Origin of the sequence: Paenibacillus sp. FSL L8-0638 (assembly GCF_038593075.1) — a bacterium.
Classification (GTDB): Bacteria; Bacillota; Bacilli; order Paenibacillales; family Paenibacillaceae; genus Paenibacillus; species Paenibacillus polymyxa_D.
The window spans coordinates 1,004,694-1,023,413 of sequence record NZ_CP151960.1; the positions used below are offsets into that span (position 1 = coordinate 1,004,694).

At 45.7% G+C, this 18,720-nt stretch carries 17 protein-coding genes; 10 read left to right on the forward strand and 7 right to left on the reverse strand.

The window, feature by feature from the left end; genetic code table 11:
• Positions 1–64 precede the first annotated feature (64 nt).
• Complete coding sequence (locus MKY35_RS04525; protein WP_342445716.1) at positions 65–955, reverse strand: shikimate dehydrogenase; 891 nt, start codon at positions 953–955, stop codon at positions 65–67.
• Positions 956–984: 29 nt separating this feature from the next.
• Entirely contained in the window at positions 985–2,175 is a 1,191-nt protein-coding gene (locus MKY35_RS04530; RefSeq protein ID WP_342445717.1) for an MFS transporter, read from the reverse strand.
• 216 nt (positions 2,176–2,391) lie between these two features.
• Here MKY35_RS04530 and MKY35_RS04535 point away from each other — a divergent pair, with 216 nt between their 5' ends.
• The 3 genes from MKY35_RS04535 (at position 2,392) to aroD (ending at position 5,559) form a co-directional block, all read left to right on the forward strand.
• Positions 2,392–3,303 carry a LysR family transcriptional regulator gene (locus MKY35_RS04535; protein WP_322252480.1) on the forward strand — a complete coding sequence of 304 codons (912 nt, stop codon included), beginning with the start codon at positions 2,392–2,394 and terminating at the stop codon, positions 3,301–3,303.
• Positions 3,304–3,432: 129 nt separating this feature from the next.
• Positions 3,433–4,692, forward strand: coding sequence for an MFS transporter (locus tag MKY35_RS04540; protein ID WP_342445718.1), 1,260 nt, complete (start codon positions 3,433–3,435; stop codon positions 4,690–4,692).
• Between the two features lie 102 nt (positions 4,693–4,794).
• Complete coding sequence (aroD, locus tag MKY35_RS04545) at positions 4,795–5,559, forward strand: type I 3-dehydroquinate dehydratase (protein WP_342445719.1); 765 nt, start codon at positions 4,795–4,797, stop codon at positions 5,557–5,559.
• Between the two features lie 102 nt (positions 5,560–5,661).
• Here the strand turns inward: aroD and MKY35_RS04550 are convergent, their stop codons facing one another.
• Positions 5,662–6,234: a shikimate kinase gene (locus tag MKY35_RS04550; protein ID WP_029517614.1), complete on the reverse strand. Its 573-nt coding sequence runs from the start codon at positions 6,232–6,234 to the stop codon at positions 5,662–5,664.
• Between the two features lie 555 nt (positions 6,235–6,789).
• Here MKY35_RS04550 and MKY35_RS04555 point away from each other — a divergent pair.
• The 3 genes from MKY35_RS04555 to MKY35_RS04565 all read left to right on the forward strand — a co-directional run bounded on the left by MKY35_RS04555 (position 6,790) and on the right by MKY35_RS04565 (position 9,719).
• On the forward strand, positions 6,790–7,482 hold the full coding sequence (locus MKY35_RS04555) for a pectate lyase (RefSeq protein ID WP_029517613.1): 693 nt from the start codon (positions 6,790–6,792) through the stop codon (positions 7,480–7,482).
• A gap of 146 nt (positions 7,483–7,628) precedes the next feature.
• Positions 7,629–8,666, forward strand: coding sequence for an aminoglycoside phosphotransferase family protein (locus MKY35_RS04560; RefSeq protein ID WP_342446602.1), 1,038 nt, complete (start codon positions 7,629–7,631; stop codon positions 8,664–8,666).
• Between the two features lie 54 nt (positions 8,667–8,720).
• The gene (locus MKY35_RS04565) at positions 8,721–9,719 is read left to right on the forward strand and encodes a glycosyltransferase (protein WP_342445720.1); all 999 of its coding nucleotides are present in this window, start codon (positions 8,721–8,723) and stop codon (positions 9,717–9,719) included.
• Between the two features lie 290 nt (positions 9,720–10,009).
• On the opposite strand, the gene MKY35_RS04570 is transcribed toward MKY35_RS04565, so the two are convergent.
• Together MKY35_RS04570 and MKY35_RS04575 are read right to left on the reverse strand one after the other, a co-directional pair.
• Positions 10,010–10,162 carry a hypothetical protein gene (locus MKY35_RS04570; protein WP_342445721.1) on the reverse strand — a complete coding sequence of 51 codons (153 nt, stop codon included), beginning with the start codon at positions 10,160–10,162 and terminating at the stop codon, positions 10,010–10,012.
• A 305-nt stretch (positions 10,163–10,467) separates the two neighbouring features.
• Positions 10,468–11,676: an MFS transporter gene (locus MKY35_RS04575; RefSeq protein WP_342445722.1), complete on the reverse strand. Its 1,209-nt coding sequence runs from the start codon at positions 11,674–11,676 to the stop codon at positions 10,468–10,470.
• A 216-nt stretch (positions 11,677–11,892) separates the two neighbouring features.
• Here MKY35_RS04575 and cysK point away from each other — a divergent pair, with 216 nt between their 5' ends.
• Together cysK and MKY35_RS04585 are read left to right on the forward strand one after the other, a co-directional pair.
• Positions 11,893–12,816 carry a cysteine synthase A gene (gene cysK, locus MKY35_RS04580; protein ID WP_342446603.1) on the forward strand — a complete coding sequence of 308 codons (924 nt, stop codon included), beginning with the start codon at positions 11,893–11,895 and terminating at the stop codon, positions 12,814–12,816.
• A 132-nt stretch (positions 12,817–12,948) separates the two neighbouring features.
• A complete protein-coding gene (locus MKY35_RS04585; protein WP_342445723.1) occupies positions 12,949–13,926 on the forward strand; it encodes an aldo/keto reductase in 978 nt (325 codons plus the stop codon).
• 85 nt (positions 13,927–14,011) lie between these two features.
• On the opposite strand, the gene MKY35_RS04590 is transcribed toward MKY35_RS04585, so the two are convergent.
• Positions 14,012–14,812 carry a WYL domain-containing protein gene (locus MKY35_RS04590; protein ID WP_342445724.1) on the reverse strand — a complete coding sequence of 267 codons (801 nt, stop codon included), beginning with the start codon at positions 14,810–14,812 and terminating at the stop codon, positions 14,012–14,014.
• Complete coding sequence (locus MKY35_RS04595; protein ID WP_342445725.1) at positions 14,787–16,112, reverse strand: WYL domain-containing protein; 1,326 nt, start codon at positions 16,110–16,112, stop codon at positions 14,787–14,789. Before MKY35_RS04595 ends, MKY35_RS04590 begins: the two co-directional genes overlap by 26 nt.
• A gap of 199 nt (positions 16,113–16,311) precedes the next feature.
• Here MKY35_RS04595 and MKY35_RS04600 point away from each other — a divergent pair, with 199 nt between their 5' ends.
• Together MKY35_RS04600 and MKY35_RS04605 are read left to right on the forward strand one after the other, a co-directional pair.
• Positions 16,312–17,880 (forward strand): limonene hydroxylase, encoded by a 1,569-nt coding sequence (locus MKY35_RS04600; protein ID WP_342445726.1) that lies wholly within the window; start codon positions 16,312–16,314, stop codon positions 17,878–17,880.
• A gap of 19 nt (positions 17,881–17,899) precedes the next feature.
• The gene (locus tag MKY35_RS04605) at positions 17,900–18,718 is read left to right on the forward strand and encodes a nucleotidyltransferase domain-containing protein (protein ID WP_342445727.1); all 819 of its coding nucleotides are present in this window, start codon (positions 17,900–17,902) and stop codon (positions 18,716–18,718) included.
• The last annotated feature ends 2 nt before the right edge of the window (positions 18,719–18,720 follow it).

Consider the following 18,720-nt stretch of genomic DNA (forward strand, 5'->3'; position numbering starts at 1 on the left):
ACATATATACGTATATAATAGAAGGAACTCATGGCTTGATGTGCTTGTTGAGCAGCTCTAAATCTTACAGTTGATCAGCAAAAAGCTGTTCTTTAATATAAGCGACTGGCATCTCTTGGCCTGTCCACAGTTCGAAGGCTAATGCGCCCTGCCACAGCATCATGCCCAAACCGTTAATGGCGGTTGCACCTACGGATTCAGCTTGTTCCATCAGCTTGGATTTAGCTGGGCTGTATACTACATCGGTCACAATCAGATCGGAACGAAGCATGGACACATCCTCAATTACACTTTTGCCTTCCAGCGGTTTCATACCCACACCTGTACCATTAGCGAAAATATGACTTGTAAGAATCTCTTCACGCAGCTTCTCCTGATTCTCTAATGCATAGATATTCGCCTTGACTTGGGCATGTTTCATCTCTTCATTAATCATACGGACATTTTCTTTCGCCCGGGCAAAGAACTGGTCATTACGAGCGAAAATTGAAATTTCAGCGAGACCAGCTCGAGCGGCTTCAATAGCAATCGGCGTTGCAGCACCGCCTGAGCCGACGAGTGTCATTTTCTTACCTTTCAGATCAATACCGTTCTCCTGCAAGTTACGAACATAACCTGATCCATCTGTACTGTAGCCTTTCAGCTTACCATCCGTATTCACGACAGTGTTGACGGCACCTGTAAATTTAGCGCTGTCGTCTAGCTCGTCAAGATACTGGAGTATAGCTGTTTTGTTAGGCATGGACACGTTATAACCGCGTATGTTCAGAGCGCGCATCCCCCGTACGACCTCTTCAAGCTGTTCATTGCCTACTTCAAAGGCCATATACGCGTTATTTAGGCCCAGCTTTTCAAACGCAAGATTATGCATAGCCGGGGACAAAGAGTGTCCGATCGGTGTAGCTAGCAGTCCGATTAATTGTGTTCTTCCGTCAATACGTCCAGCATTTTTCATGATATAAGCCTCCAAGTAACGTGTGTAGTTTAATGAAATACTTTTTTATATCGATAAGCAACAAACACGGCCAGCAAAATACTGACTACAGCAATCGCAATATCCAGAATGAATACGGAGGTAATTCCCAGACTTTTGGACATGCTCCCGGTAGCCAAAGGCATCAGGATGAACGATAGGCTGGCTGCTATGTTTACGAGAGAAGTCGTAGTTCCTTTGTTCTTACGGAAAAATTCCGTCATTACCGTGAGGGCAATTTGGAATATACCTGCAGTAGACAAGCCGATTAAGAATGAACTGATCAAGGTAGCGACAGGATTGTGCCATACAATTAAAGCCAGCAAAGAAAGCAGGGCAATAAGCGGATACACAATCATGACGGTAATGGGCTTAATGAATCTACCAAGTACCATAGCCAACAAAATAACGGAAACTAGTGAACCTATACTATAGTAGCTCAGCAGCTTAATGGCGCTGGCTTTGTCCATGCCAAGAGCCTCTTGTCCAAAGGTAGGAAGCCATAGCTGAACGATCATGAACAATACAGTTGAAGTAAAACCGATAATAATCAGAGACAAACCTTCTTGCCAAAACTTAGGCTCGCTGTGGAACGAATCCGTTGATTGTCCAGTCTCGGCTGGAGCCTTTTGTTCCTCGGCTTTGTGGTTGGGGAAAACGGTCATCGACAAGAAGATCCCGTTCAGCAGATAAATTCCTGCTGGAATAAAGAAGGAATATCCATAGAACATATCGTGATTAATAAAAAATGCAATCATGAAAGGAATAACAATGGCACCGATCGAGATGGATGCTTTGACTAGGACGGTTGCAGACCCGGCTTTTTTTCCGAACCCTTCAATGAGTGCGGGATAAGTCCCCGCATCCATCATCGAGTTGCAGAGCCCTGCGATAATGGCAAACACGAATGCGAAGGTGTAGTTAGGTGCAAGCGGAATACCGATTAGGAAGATTAAATAAGCAAATGATGCAATAACAATGAGTGGTTTCCTTCCGTATTTATCTGACATTTTTCCGGCTACTCCGAGAGCGAGCAGTTTACCGATTCCAATCGCTGACACCAGATAGCCGATGGCTGCTTTATCCGTGTTCAATTGCACGGTCAGAAAGCTCATATTCGACGAGAGAATAACATTAATCATACCCAGAAGAAAATAGTTGATATAAAGCCCTGTTGCCATTCTGATATAAGGATTTTTCATAAGTGTAACTCCCAACATAAATTTTAGATCAATGGCCTAGGTAGGCATCGTCCAGGTGTATTAAAGTACGCCCACAAACAAGTGAAAATATTCACATAATGTCTATGTCTTAATTATATAAGGGGTGTTATTATAAATCCAATGCATATTTTTATCGTTTTTCATAGTTTGGTTCTATAATTTAAAATATGAATTAAAGAAGGGAATTACATAATTATGAACCTGAAGCACTTACAATATTTTCGTGTACTTGCGGAGATGGAGCATTTTACTCAGGCAGCTATGCGGCTATGTATTACTCAACCCAGTTTAAGTCATGCGATTTCAGAATTAGAAAAGGATTTGGGCGTTCATCTGTTTGAAAAGCAGGGGAGGAATATTCGACTAAACAAATACGGGAGATTTTTTCTGAAGTATGTGGAGCATGCGATGGATGAATTGGAAAAGGGGGAGCATAACTTACGGGAATTAGTGAGTCCAAGTCATGGGAATATAGATTTGGCGTTCATTTACACACTAGGTTCACACTTCATTCCAGCAATAATCCAAGCCTTTTCAGCTCTGGATGCCCGTAAAGACATTTCCTTTTCGTTTCACCAAGGGAATACGAACGATATTATTCAAGGCCTGAAGCAGGAACACTATGACGTGGCGTTCTGCTCTCACGTGGAAAATGAACCGGATGTGGAGTTTATTCCGTTGGCTCAGCAGGAACTGGTGGTCATTGTTTCGCCTGATCATCCACTGGCGACTTTAAACCAAATTGATCTTAAGGATACAGCTGATTATCCGGTGATTTTCTTCAACAAAAAGAGTGGGGTTCGGCCCATTATTGAGAATTTGTTTGCCAAGGCAGGCGTTACGCCACAGATTATTTGCGAGATTGAAGAAGATACGGCAATGGCAGGACTGGTGTCTATCAATTACGGGATCGGAGTTATGCCCCGCATTTCATCGTTAGATTATTTTAACGTCAAAACATTGCCTATTATTAATCCAGAATACGAGCGTTTTATCTACCTAGCCAGCATTAAAAATAGATATTTATCCCCGGCAGTAGTAGAGTTTCGGAACTTTGCCCTAAGTTACGGCAAGGAGTTTTATCTGAAAACGCATCAGCGTGTCTAAGCCGGAGTCTCGCAATATTTAAACTTGATAAATTTTAAATTGTGTTCTATACTTCATCATCGACGCAAGCAATGTGAAATGATTCACGTTTTGATACTACAAGACTTACTTACAAAAGCAGGTGAATTCATGATGAAACGTACTTCTTTTCCAGTGGCGACAGGTCTTTATGTGAACTATCTTTTGTTCGGCATGTTTAATATTATGCTGGCATCGCACATGTCCTTTTTAACAGAGCATTTGCATACAGATCAGGCGGGCATCAGTCTCTTGGTTTCTGCGATGGGATTTGGCAGGTTGTTTACCCTGTACATATCCGGGGTGCTCTCCGACCGTTATGGTCGTAAGCCGTTTATTGTGGCAGCCGGGCTACTGATGGCTGTATTCTTGGTCGGTATACCGCTGAGTTCCAGCTTTGAGATGGCGATCGTACTGGCTGTGCTGGCAGGCGTAGCGAATTCTTTTCTTGATTCAGGTACTTATCCAGCGCTGATCGAAGCTTTCCCCAAATCCTCTGGTTCGGCTACAGTATTGGTGAGAGGTTTTATATCCGTTGGGGCGGCATTTTTACCGCTAATGATTATCTTTTTTATGAATCACGACATTTTCTACGGGTTCTCTTTCTTTTTACCAGCCCTCATATTTGCTTTAAATGCAATTTACTTGTTCAAAATGAAGTTCCCAGACATGCGGGTTCAGTCACCCAAGAAGGAGCCAGTTGGTGATACTTCTGTATCAAGCCTAGCGGGGAAATGGGAGACAAATGACCGGAGTAAGCCGCGGTTTTGGCAGGAAGGGCTATGCCTTATCTTGCTCGGATTTACGGGACCTACCTTGCTTTATATTGTGCAGTTATGGTTGCCTACTTTTGGACAACAGTTTATCGGTATGACCGAATCAGAGTCTCTCAGATTATTAGTTTATTACAATATGGGTTCGCTGGTTTCCGTGTTTGTATTGGTCATTGTGTTAAGAAAATGGGTTAAACCTGTTCACATTATTCTTATTTATCCATGTATTTCCCTGTTGGCTTTTGGAGCGCTTCTCCTTTTCAAGTCAGGGGCTGCGGCCATTATTTGTGCGAGTGTTATCGGGTTTTCGATATCAGGTGTACTTCAGTTAACATTAACCGTAATGAGTGAATTTTTTAGTCAACGAAAAGGACAGATTACCGGGTTTGTTTATACAGCAACCTCGCTTTCATACACGATCATTCCTGTGTTTACAGGCTTTCTGTTGAAACATTCTCAGATATCCAGTGTTTTTGTGCTAGCTATTATTGTGAATGTGCTAGGGATCGTACTGGCGGGGTTTGTTAATTTTCGGTACAGTTTAGTTTTTCCAGCAAGTCGCAAATTGTCGCCTAAAATCGCACTTGAACCCAAATAACGACGACTGGATCATATCATCTGCATGCTTATTCAGAATGCGTTATACTATGAATTATTGTACATGTTCGACTTGAAACTGTAATTTGGGAGTGAGATAGAGATGGCTAAAATCGTAAAGGTGAAAGATGTTCTGATTGGTGAAGGAGCGCCAAAAATTTGTGTGCCCATGGTGGGAGAAACGTTGGAGCAGTTGAAGGAAGAAGCTACTTATTTACGTACACTCGACCTGGATATCGTAGAGTGGAGAGGCGATTTTTTCGAACATGTGGAGGATCTGGAAAAGGTAAAGGCTGCCTTACATGAAATTCGGTCTATTTTAGCCAATATTCCACTCGTATTTACGTTCCGTAGCGCCCGAGAAGGTGGAGAAAAGGAAATCAGTGCGGCAAGTTATGTGGAATTGAATCGTACAATAGCCGCAACGGGGCAAGTCGAACTTATTGATGTAGAGCTTTTTAATGAGGAGGCTGATGTGAAGACGCTGGTAGAAGCAGCACACAAGCATAACGTGTATGTGATTATATCTAATCATGACTTTCATAAGACGCCGTCGAAGGAGGAGATTGTTTCCCGATTATGCAAGGCGCAGGAATTGGGAGGCGATCTGCCTAAGATAGCAGTGATGCCGACCAATACAGCCGATGTGCTCACTTTGCTGGATGCCACGCGTACTATGGCAGAAGAGCATGCAGATCGGCCGATTATTACGATGTCGATGGCGGGGAAAGGTGTCGTGAGCCGCCTGACCGGAGAACTGTTTGGTTCGGCTCTGACCTTTGGTGCCGCTAAGAAAGCTTCCGCACCGGGGCAGATTCCAGTCACTGAACTGAGAGAGATATTGACGGTGCTGCATAGCCATTCTTAAAAGATGGATGGCATGCTCGCCAGTCAGTAATATATCCGCAGTGAACCAAAAAGGAGGGCCCCCATGCGATAAGCATGCTGGAGCCCTCCTTTTTGTGTACCCTTAATTCAATCCCCGAGTAGGTTCATATAACTCCCAACCTAAATTCAGCGTTTGAATAATATAGTCTGCGACTTCTTCCGCATCCAACTGATCCGTATCGATCTTGGAGTGATTCACCGCGTAAATGTCCTGTCTGGAACGGAAAAGATCTTCAATTTCCCCTAAAGTCTTGTTTTGTAGATTGGGGCGGGTGTCAATCAGCATCTTAAGCCGATCTTTCCAGGAATCCCAATTTAAATCCAAGAAGAAAACAATCGATGAAGCCAAACAAGCTTGCTTCACCTCTTCCTGTAAAAATGCACCACCGCCAACGGAAATGATTTTAAGGCGTGTGTTGCTGCACAGCTTCAAAATATGCTCTTTTTCAATCTCACGGAAACGCTTCTCTCCATAAGTCTTGAAAATCTCTGTTGTTGGCATGTTGTATTCTTGTTCAATCTCCTGGTCAATATCCACGAAATCGCGATACAGCTTGCGCGCTAGATGGGAACCGATCGTTGTTTTGCCTACACCCATAAAGCCGATGAGCACAATATTTTGTTCTTTTAATGGAATCTCACTATTGTTTTGCACGATAACCACTCTTTTCTCACCAGTAATGTTGAGATGTAACGCTTCAAAGCACTAAATACATTATACGTTCATCAACCGTGTCATTCAATAGTATAGAGCACATCAGCAATGAGGTATACGATAAAAGAGACTCTGAATACCAATTAAGTGATAAACAGCAGGCAAACGAAACAAGGTATTCAAGTATTGTTTAATGCGTAAATTGAAGAAAAACAAACTTGCACAAGTATAAAAGAGGCAATTTTGTGTACTTAATTGAAAAAAAAGGACATATTTTGGCGGAAAATATATTGAAATTACTGGAAACATGATTATAATATAATTATACAAATTGTAAATGTAATCGCTCTATTTACAATTTGTGCTTTATATTATTTATAAAACGAAATTACTTTGAACCAAAAACCGAGTATACATATGCAAATAGTTGAATGATGCTTTATAGACGTGTATCGGTCATTGGGTTCATTGTGCGAAGGTGGTGATAAGGTCTACGCGTTCTAGTCAACGAAGAGTTGGAACAATGAAAAATATCTACGAGAGGGATGAATTGACATGAAAACAAACACAGCTAACGTATTGAAAAAGGGAATCAGTATCGCTTTATCAGGAATGTTGGTCGCCTTATTTGTCGGCAATTATTCTGCACATGCAGCTCCAGAAGTCGTTCATAAGACCATACTTGTTAAAGCTGGAGAAGTTTACGATGGTAAAGGCAAGACTGTAGTGGCTGATCCCGATACCTTGGGAGATGGAAGCCAGAAAGAGGCCCAAAAGCCTATTTTCAAGCTTGAAAATAATGCAACACTGAAAAATGTGATCATCGCTGCCCCTGCTGCGGATGGGGTGCATGTATATGGCAACGGCACAATCTCCAACGTAACGTGGGAGGATGTCGGTGAAGATGCCTTGACGCTTAAAGAACCAGGCACGGTAAACATTACGGGTGGTGGAGCGTTCCACGCATATGATAAAGTATTCCAAATTAATGCCGAAGGCACGATTAACATTAAAAACTTTAGAGCCGATGATATAGGTAAGCTGGTTCGCCAACTTGGGGGCTCTACATTCAGAGTGAATATGACTTTGGATAACTCGGATATTTCCAATGTAAAGGACTCGATCCTGAGATCGGACGGTCCTAACAGTAAAGCTAAAATTACGAATACTCGTTATCATAATGTAAAACAATTGTTCAAAGGTTTTAAATCCAGTAATACGAGTGAATCCGGCAATACTCAATATTAATTGGTATAGAAGAGAGTAAGGATAGGAGTACGGATGTGATAAGGGGCTGCCCAACAGGTCGTATGATCTGCTTGGGCAAGCCCCTTTTTGGGTGCAGCGAGTTACCCCAAGATGATCTGGGCTTCGTTCGGAACGAGGACTATGATATGATCGTGCTATTACATTTTATACAAAAAAGTTGGGTGGCTATGAATCCTTTTCATCAATATGTGAATGTTGACGGTACCTTAAATGATACGCTGGTGCGGAATCGTGAGGTTTTATATACAGGTACGAACGGCCGGCATGTGGAACGTTTTTACGTGTCATCCTCTGAAAGTTATATATTTAAACCGCTAACCAACGATGATCAGGAGGGGCGGGAGAGATGGGTGTATGAGCATGTGCTTCCTGCGTTATCACCGATCTATCCCCGATTGCTAGCCTGGTCTGATGCAGATGCGGATGGCGGAGGAGAATGGATGGTTTTTGAGGACCTTGGTCCGTTACATCATCTACACGCAGACGAAACTTTATTGCGAGCTGTTAGACTTGTTGCATGGTGGCATGCTTTGCCGACGGATCGTTTTGTTGGGATGCCGCTGCGGGGACCAAAGCCACTCATTCAGGAGATGGTTTCTGAGCTATACACGCGCAAGCCGGATGTGTTAAAACTTTGCAGCTCACTGGGTTTATCTAAGCAACAGATGCAGCGTATGTATGTACAGCTGGAGCATGTATCTTTTTCACAGCAGCTTGTACTGTCTCATGGTGATCTTCATCCGGGGAACTATGCGCTGAGCGGGGAACGGCTTATGGTGCTGGATTGGGAGCATACTCATCTGAACACACCGCTGTGGGATGTATATCACCTGATCGACATGTCCCATCCGTTGTTTCCCCGACGCATGACGTCCGAATTGCGTATTCGTATACTGGACACCTACGTGGAGCAGCTGGAGCTGTTGGGGATAAGAGTGGATCGAACGGCTTTTATGCTGGAATATGGCATGTTTGCTGCGGTATTTTCGCTCTGGATGCTGTTGTTAATTACAAGTGATTTGCAAAGGATTGGAACGCACCTGCATAGAAACGGCGACAAATGGTCAAAAGAGCAATTAGAGTCCCAGTTGGACGAAACGTTAGCCTGTTTGAACCAGTGTGCTGCGATGATGGATTGGGGACAAGCCCAGCGATGTAGATAGTAGCTTAAGACATAGACTGTATTTAGTTAGCCAAAGAAGGTAGGGAATATATCCATGAAAAAAGTTGGTTTGGTCATGAGAAAAATACAATTTGCTGAAGCACAGGGTCCACGTATTTTTGCAGAGCGTCTGAAGCAGATCGGGTTGGAATTGGGGGTGGACATCGTATTTGTATCACCGGAGCGCCATGTGAGCAGTCATGACTGGCTTCCGGGTTATGAACACGAAAAAGGCGACCTGGTCAATTATGACGTCGTACTGGACCAACTCCATGAGCAGCAGATTGAGCACGTTATTTATACGGTATCTGGCTTTACCTATTTGAACATGTTTTTTAAAAACAGCGTGCTTTTTCCGCATAGTTTTCCTGATCCGGCACTGACAGGCTATGAAATGATGAAGCCTTTTTATCAGATCGTGGACAAGGCTATCGTACAGACTGCCTTTCTCAAGCAGGAGATGGCTTCGAAGTTTGGCGTAACCGATGTGACAGTCATCCCGATCGGATTTAATGAGCGGCTGGTGGAAAAGCATTTTGATCCCTCGCAAGTGGTAGAGAACCGGGTGATGTGGATTGGTAGAGATGAGGAGAACCGACGTCCGGATTTGGTACTGGAGTATGCGAGGCATAATCCTGACAAGGATGTCTATATGGTATTTGGCGGTGAACGCTACAAGGAAAGTATGAAGAAATATGATATCCCGGACAATGTTAAACTTCAATTTGCGTTGACGCAAGATGAGGTGTTTGCGCTGATGAACACGGCGAAGGTGTATTGGAGCTGCTCCAAATTTGATACGTTCGCCATGCCGCTGACCGAAGCGCTCGCTATGGGTAAAATCGTCGTTAAGCCAGAGCATCCTTGCTATGGACATATCAGCTCTACGCATTCTTTTTCAGGGAATGAGAAAAACTGGTTTGAGCTGGTCAATATGGCTGCCGCCTCATCCCGCCGGGTTTCTACAGAAAATCAGGCATACGCCATGGAACAGTTTTCAAGTCAGGTGATGAAGCGGGGATACCGAGACTTTTTTGATCATTGGTTAAGCTGAGCAGCGAGGCAAAATACTGTGGTTGTAACACGCGTCTGCGCGTCCATATGAAAACAAAAATAACCCGCAAGGGGGTCACTTTTTTCAAAATGTCCATCTTGTGGGTTACGGTTCATCATTGACTTATCGTTTGGACTTTACTGGAACCGGGGTTCCTTTTTTAAAGCGAACCGGTCTTCTCGGAATTCTGTTAATGCCGGAGTCCTCCGATTTGGAAGGTAATGCTCTACGAGTTTTCTTTGTTGACAGTAAGCTTTGATTGGTTCTGCTGAACTCAACAGTGTAATTGTCTACAGATGAATCAATGGCAAGTCGGCGCATCCCCACTCGTCTGGATGATCCGCTGCTGTAGTTCCAACACCAGTGAAAACTACGGCTAGTATTTCTCGGAAGCCGTGTGCGGTACGTACCACTCCACGTATTTCCAGAGTGATCTTCAGCATAATAATAGAATGTAGTTCCTCCTACGGACCCCCTCCATACTTCCCTCGTATCATCAGGCTCTATCCGATACCAGCCTATTTTAGCATAACTAATAGGATGGCAGTCGGAATTAGGATAAGCATAGGCAACATAGATCGTGTTACTCGTGCTGTTAGTAAAATAAAGGCTCATTATACACACTTCTTTCCCTCATAAATTGGTATTACACTGTCATACTATGAGGGATTTGGAAGAAGAGAGTGGACAATATCTTTCAATCTATGAAAAATGAACCATTCGTTTACGTCCAACTTGCTAAACGATTCTATGACTGTATCTCCGCTATCGCTTCAGGATGAGCCGTCTTGCGATCCACAATGTAGCTAACTAACATGAGTAGCAGACCGCCGACAGTAATTAGCGATGCAACCCATGGAATAGCGGCTAGCCCCATTTGATTAATAACAACTCCCCCGATAAAAGCGCCGCCTGCGTTGCCCAGATTCAATGCGGAATGGCTGGAGGTAGAGGCAAGCAAAGGAGCCTCATAGGCCAGATTCATGATGCGAACCTGAATACCCGGCATGATGCCGAACGCAGCAATGCCCCAGATAAAGACTGTAATAACCGCCAGTACCTTGTTTTGAAGCGTAAACGTCAGAATGGCCAGAATAATGGCCAGTACAGCATAGTTTGCAATCAAGGAGGGAAGCAGCTTCCAATCTGCGAGCTTGCCGCCAACGATGTTCCCAATTGTGACGCCTAGGCCGAAAAGGACTAGAATCCAGGTAATGCTGTGTTCGGCAAAGCCGCTAATGTCCGTAAGCAAAGGCGTAATGTACGTAAAGACAGTGAACAGGCTACCACAGCCGACTGCACCTGTGAGCAGCATCAGCAGCACTTTTGGATTAAACAGGCTTCGGACTTCTTGTTTGAGACTGGAAGGCTTGTCCTGATGAATCACCGGAATATAACGAATGATACCAAACAGAGAAATCAAGCCGATGACCACAATGGCTCCAAAGGAAGCACGCCAGCCGAGTTGTTGTCCGATAAAGGTACCAAAGGGTACGCCTATAATGTTCGCCACGGTCAAACCGGTCAGCACCATGGAAATAGCACCCGCGCGTTTGTCAGGACGAACCAGTCGGGCAGCGATCAGGGAACCGGCTCCCAAAAAGGTTCCGTGCGATAATGCAGTAGCCATACGGGCAGCAATCAGAAGTTCGTAATTGGGAGCAATGACGGAAAAAAGATTACCTAAAATGAATATGGTCATTAGTAGGCATAGCAGCTTTTTCTGCGGAACCTTATGAGTTAATACGGTAAGCACAGGTGCACCAATAGCCACACCAAGTGCGTAACTGGTAATTAACTGCCCGGCTTGCGGAATTGTAACATGAAGATCATGGGCTACATTGGGCAGTAGTCCCATAATGACGAATTCGGTCATGCCAATGGCGAAGGCACCAAGGGTCAACCATAGCAAGGAGGGAGGGAAGCGGTTTGCTGTCATATTTTCTTGATTACTCATAAGTGTCTTGTATCCTCCTGAAAAAATAGTAATGCGAGTATATCACTACAGGTGATATCTGGCGACCCATTTTGCAAGAATTTTACATACTAAGTTGATAAGTTTTATGTAATTTACAAAAGCAACAGGTAGGAAGGAGCCAAGTGTGTTATTTTGGTAGTATGATATGAAGATCGTAAATAACGCTGTAAGGAACGATCCAAGGAGGATACAATGATGGCACCTAAAGTGGTATATAGTATTACAGATTTAATAGGAGATACACCTTGTGTAAGGCTCCAACGGCTCACAGGGCCGCAGGATGCGGAAGTGTATGTGAAGCTGGAGTATTTTAATCCAAGCGGCAGTGTTAAAGACCGGGCGGCGGGCAACCTGATTGCCGAAGCGGAAAAGGCAGGACATCTAAAGCCAGGAGGCACCATTATTGAACCGACGAGTGGCAACACGGGAATTGGCCTTGCGATGAATGCGGCAGCCCGAGGTTACCGTGCAATTTTGGTAATGCCCTCGAATATGACAAAGGAACGGATCAATATTTTAAAAGCCTACGGGGCTGAGGTCGTACTGACACCAGCGGAAGAACGGATGCCAGGAGCAATTCGCAAGGCACTTGAACTGGGGGCTGAAATTGAAGGGAGCTTTATCCCGCATCAATTTGAAAATGAGGCAAACCCCGATATTCACCGTACGACCACAGCACTTGAAATTTTGGAACAGACGGATGGGAAGCTGGATGTGTTCGTCGCTTCTTCGGGAACGGGTGGTACCATTACGGGAACGGGTGAAGTGCTGCGTCAGCATTTGCCAAATCTGCGGATTGTTGTAGTTGAGCCGAAGGGCTCACCAGTACTATCTGGGGGAAAACCCGGTCCACATAAGCTGGTTGGCACCAGTCCAGGCTTTGTTCCCACCGTGCTGAATACGGAAGTGTATGACGAAATTGTGCAGGTTTCGGATGAGGATGCGATTGCTACGACACGGGCGATTGCTGCTCAGGAAGGGATTCTGGTGGGCCCCTCTAGCGGAGCTACGATATGGACGGCGATTCAGGAAGCTCAGCGTTTGGGAGCAGGCAAACGGGTACTTTGCATTGCCCCGGATACCGGAGAGCGATATCTGAGCATGGGGATATTCGGATAAAAAGATGTGGATTGGGACCAAAGTGATACACGACCGTAAGTAAGTGGTAAAATAGGTGTGTGATAGCGGTTCCACGAACTATTCATATGTGGATAAAGCAGGGAATATTTTGAGAGTTGAAGGAGGAGCAGCATGAAGATTATGCCTTTACAGAAACGTGGAATCTCCGATAGTCGGCTGGCGCTCGGTTGTATGCCTTTTGGTGGAGAATGGAGCCATGCACCGTTTACGCAGGAGCATGTCGTTGAAGCGGAGAGAGCTGTAGAAGCTGCACGATCCATTGGGATTACGATGTTCGATCATGCGGATATCTATCGTATGGGGAAAGCGGAAGAAATTTTCGGTCAGATCTTAAAGGGACAGCCGGGCTTGCGTGAACAAATCGTAATTCAGTCCAAATGTGGTATTTTTCTGCCAGATGGTACGCTCCCGGGCCGTTTTGATTTCTCATATGCTCATATTATGGAGTCCGTGGATGGGATCCTGAAACGTCTGGGTACGGAATATTTGGACATCTTGCTGCTGCATCGCCCCGATCCGCTGGTAGAGCCGGAAGAAGTAGCGAAGGCGTTCAGCGAGCTTAAGACATCTGGCAAAGTACGGCATTTTGGCGTTTCTAATATGAATGTAAGCCAAATTCGTTTTCTGGAGCGGAGCCTGACGGAGCCGCTGATCGCTAATCAACTGGAGATGAGCCTGGCCCATCTGCATTTTGTAGATCAGACCGTACATGTGAACCAGCAGGCGGGGACGAATGTACATTTTGGCGAAGGGTTGCTAGAATATTGCCAAACCGAGGATATTCAGCTCCAAGCCTGGGGACCGCTGGCGCAGGGACGTTTTAGCGGAGGTTCTTTGGAAGGGGCGCCTGAGCATGTCGTTAAGACGGCAGAGCTGGTGCAGAAGCTGGCTTCTGAAAAGGAAACGACACGTGAAGCGATCGTTCTTGGCTGGCTTATGAAGCATCCAGCACGGATTCAGCCTGTCATTGGCAGCGCCAATCCTGAACGAATCAAAGCATGTCAGGATGCGGAACGCCAGAGCGAGCTGATGACCCGTGAGGAATGGTATGAATTGTACGTCAGTGCGCGCGGACAAGCCTTGCCATAACTCGTTTAAAAGCCCTTTCCCTCGTCTCATTAACAGACGGAGGGAGGGGCTATTTACATGGATGCGTCTCATATTGTCTTAGCAGCTATTCCTTTTCGTATCGTGCGAGGGCCTTGGCCGTTGTTTCCTTCATTCGTGAGATCAGCCGGGAGCCTTGGACGACCTTGACACGTTTGCCCAGGAAACGGATTTTGGATAACACATATTCACATTCGTCTGCCTGGAAAGTGAGTGTAATACGATAGGTATCTGCTTCCTGAACATATTCGACCTCTTTTTCAAAGCAGGAAAAAGCATATAAAATACGAGACATTTCACCGTTATATACAGGAACAATTTCGATGATGCCCTGTTCCTTGCGCGACTCCAGTATACCGAGTATACGTTGGATGAATTTTTCGGCCTCTTCGGGTAGAAGCTCATCTTCCGTGATGTTCACGATATTAGACAGCTTGGTAGACATGAGTGCGCGGTGTCTGCGGTTATACCACAGCAGGCTCCATTCTTTTTTGACCATGGAGAACTCCAGCTTATATGGAAAACCGGACATTCGCTCATGCATGCGCCCGTTGCGCAGTTTGTAGGTCATACAGATGCCTGAACGGGACCGCAAAAGGGGACGCAATTCACGCAACAGTGGATGGTATACCGAGACAGCAGGGATACCTGCTTTTTCCCGCAAACTTCCATCAGCCTCCAGCGGCTCGTCGTCTGCGAGCATCTGCCGAAGCTTATTAAGCGTAAACGGGGTGAAAGCCTCTGTTGCTGCCGAGTCTGCAAGCATGGACTTAAGCCAGACCCTTTCCTGCGATGTGGTAGCAAAAGCGCCCGATTCATCCAGCCGAGAGACGATCTGGTAGTTAAATATTTTCTCGAACAGGCTCATAATAGGCTTGCAGCTCCTTCCATTCCTGTCTGAATTCCTTACGCAGCCGCTGAGGCTCCAATACCTCACAGCTTGATCCGAAGCTGCGAATCCACGGTTTAATCTCGGTGATTCCATTCACTGTGATTTCATAGATAAAGGATTCACTTTCTTCCTCCGCAATCGTACCCCATTGTCCCTGTAACAGCACACGTTCCCGAATAAAGTTGCGCTTCGCGCCCTCAGGATTAAAAAAGCGTACCCGTACCTTTACAGGACGGCCCGTATCAACAAGCCAGCTGTACCGCATTTTTTCTTCCAATACGGCTAACAGGTCGGCATGAAACTGCTCTGGGACAGGCTTGCCCTCCACCAATTGAGTCATGCCCTCCATACGAAACTTCATGATTCCTTTGCCGCCTACATGACCCAGAACATACCAACGTCCATATTGATGATCATAGATGACTTGCAGGGGCAGAATGGTGTGTTCACGGCCGTCGGTCTCTTTTTCAAACAGCGGGTTTGTGTTTTGTGACCCGTACATGCTTCGTTTGGATGTCGAAAAGTATAAAAAAGTTACACAGCGGCGTTGCCGAATGGCGTGTAGAAGCGGATGAATATGGGCTTCGTCCAGAATGCGTGAATAATAGTGGTATTTATATAAAAAAGGTTCGGCCATCTCCCGATCTCCGAGCTGACGGCGCATGGCTTTTTTAAGATGATCTCGCAACAGATATCCCTGTACAGAGGGGAGCTGGGTGTTGGCCATAATGTCTACAAAATCATATAGGTCCAGTAATTCCTCGTCCGTCAGTTCTGTCACCAGATCGTTGCGGACAGCATAGCGGTAAGGTCTGCCGCCGGACTCTTTACGAACCACGCCGACTTCGACCAGATATTTCAGATCGGAACGAATCGTTTTCTCATCCGGCAGCGAACTGTCGGAAGGCAGCCCGTTGCAGCAAGCATCCAGCAATTCCATAGTGGTCAAAGGCTGTGACTGTAGCGCTGTCAGCAGAAGGGATAAGCGGACGCTTTCCGATTCCTTGAGCGATTTGGCCCGAAACAAGAATAGTAGTAATGGATCAGCCGATTCGTAATAATTAAAGCGCAGCATCTCATTAAAATCATGTCCCTGTTCCGCAGGCAACTGCTGTTGTACGGATTGGACAATCTCCTTGAGGCGCCGGATTGTTTTATCAAAGGTATGTACCGAAATGCCCAGTCTATCTGCAAATTGCTGCCGATTATAGGCGCCGCTTGTTAATGTGAGCATACGCAGGAATTGAATTTCTTTATCAAAACTCTCTCTCGCCATGATGCATTCCCCGTTTCTGTTGCCGTTCTCCGAAAGCAAGTATCCCTTTATTCTAACAGGGAAGGGATGCAGGAAAAAGGGAAATTATTCATCTTTGTAATACTTTCACCATGTTCACGACTTCCAAAATAAAGCATCATAGAAGTATAAGATAGCACGATGAAATAAGAAGCAATACATAACAGAAGGGTGATGCAACATGTTTGGACGACGCAAAAATGAAATGTTATATCCATGGGTAGGCAAGCTTTCGATTTATGAAACGATTATACAGGGAATGGATACTCAGGGCAGGCTTACTGATGATCATTTACCGGATGATGAAGAATACTGGGCAGGGCACACGATGCGTTGGGTGGCAGGAGGATTGGATGGAGCATTTGGGCATCATGGCGCTGGCGGAGATGGAGAGACTGACAAAATTAAGGATCTGGCGCAGTTGTTGTCCAGACAATGCCGCAAGCCAGGGATGAAGACAAGACGTGAGACGTATGTACGCTTAATGGAGGAAAATGCACTCAGCCTGATTGATCCGCTGCTAGATGCGGTGCGCGAGCATCCAGCAATTCAGCCGGATCGATTGTATGAGGAAGCGCGTTGGCTGGCTGAACATGGAGCACATCGCAATGTGGTGAAGGTCGGTATTGCGCTGCTCGGATTGCTGGAGACAGAGCAGCATCACGAGCTTATTTTAACGCTAGCCAAGCATGATGAATTCACGCTATATGCGGCTGTGGCAATCCGTAATATTTCGGAGCAAGCCAATGAGCAGTTGTATAGGTTAGCCTCACAGGTACATGGTTGGGGACGTATTCACGTCGTAGAACGGCTGGAGCCTGCGCGGCAGGAAATACGTGACTGGTTATTACGGGAAGGATTCCGCAACAATGTCATGTATGAGTATCTTGCTTATGAGTGCGCTCATAAAGGCGAGCTGCATACAGCCATGGCTGTACCGCACATTGATCAGGAGTTGTTTGACGGGGCAGGCGATATTCTGTCGGCTTTGCTGGCAGCAGGCGGACCTGCGGAAAGTATAGACGATTATGAGCATGCCGCTTTGGTCATAGGCAACTACCTTCGTCATGCTAAGGCTATGTGTACGACTGTGCAGCATTTTACGATCATCATGGATATTGCAGATTTTCTGGGTGAAGAGGACGATTCATGGGAGGCACGTTATGAGTATGAATGGACGCAGGAATTGCGTAAACGTTATGCGTCGATTTGCCAGCAGATGATGAACGATCCGCAGTGGGTGAAGCTGGTAGAGCAGGAACTGCAGCATGCAGATTCACCGCATCTCCACTGTGCCATTCGCGTAGCTAGAATGCTAGCACTAGATGTATGGCCTGTGCTATTTGATCAATTAAGCAAATACCCAGTCAAGCCTAATCTATACTTTGAACTCATCAAGACAGAGGATGAACAGCGGGCTCGTAAGCTGATGGCTTTTGCAGAAAAGCACTTGCCTCTGGGAGAGATTGCTTCCGGTCCTGCTGATGTGCCGGGCTTTGGACCGGAGTATGAAGCGCATCAATGTCTGGGTATGCTGTTGCAACTATTGGCTTCTTACGAAGGAATGGGACAAGAGCTAGTTGCTGCCGGACTTTGGAGTCCGTTGACCTCCAATCGCCGTGCAGCGCTTCATGTACTCGAGGTATGGCCTTCTGAGATGTGGGGAGAGGAGACGACAGAGCGCCTTCGCCGCTTATCGGTAGCTGAAACGGAGGAGTCGATTAGAGAACAGATTTGGGAAATACTTTAATGATAAGGGAGGGAACAACATGACAGATGTGAAGCATGGGCAGGGTTTGATTCAACCGGAAATGCGCGAAACGATTTTGCGTGAGCTGCGCGCTTTGGAGCAGGAGGAGCAGGTGCGCATTGTATACGCCTGTGAATCAGGCAGTCGGGCATGGGGGTTTCCTTCACAGGACAGTGACTATGATGTACGATTTATTTATATAAGACCCATAGAATGGTATTTATCTATTTTCGATAAGCGGGATGTGATTGAACGGCCAATCAGCGATTTACTGGATATAAACGGCTGGGATTTGAAAAAGGCACTCCATTTGTTTCGCAAGTCTAATCCGCCTTTGCTGGAATGGCTGCAATCTCCGATTCCCTATTTGGAGCAGTATTCAGTAGCTGACCAGATTCGTGCGATATCGCCGTTAACCTTCTCTCCGAAGTCCTGTATGTACCATTATCTGAATATGGCGCGTGGAAACTATCGGGATTATTTGCAAGGTGAACAGGTGAAGATTAAAAAATATTTTTACGTGCTGCGCCCACTGCTGGCCTGTGGCTGGATTGAACGTTACAACAGCATGCCTCCGATGGAATTCGTAGACTTGCTAGAGGAATTAATTCCGGCCGATACAGAACTTTATCAGGTGATCGGGCATTTGCTGCAACGTAAAAAAGCGGGTGAGGAACTGGATATGGAGCCACGGCTTTCGGTGGTGAATGATTTTATACAGCAGCAAATTGCTTATTTTGAACAGAAGGCGCCCTTGCTTCAGCATATGGAGAGTGGACGTGATCAGCAGTTGGATGATTTGTTCCGCGCTGCGGTGAATGAAGTATGGAAAGCATAAGA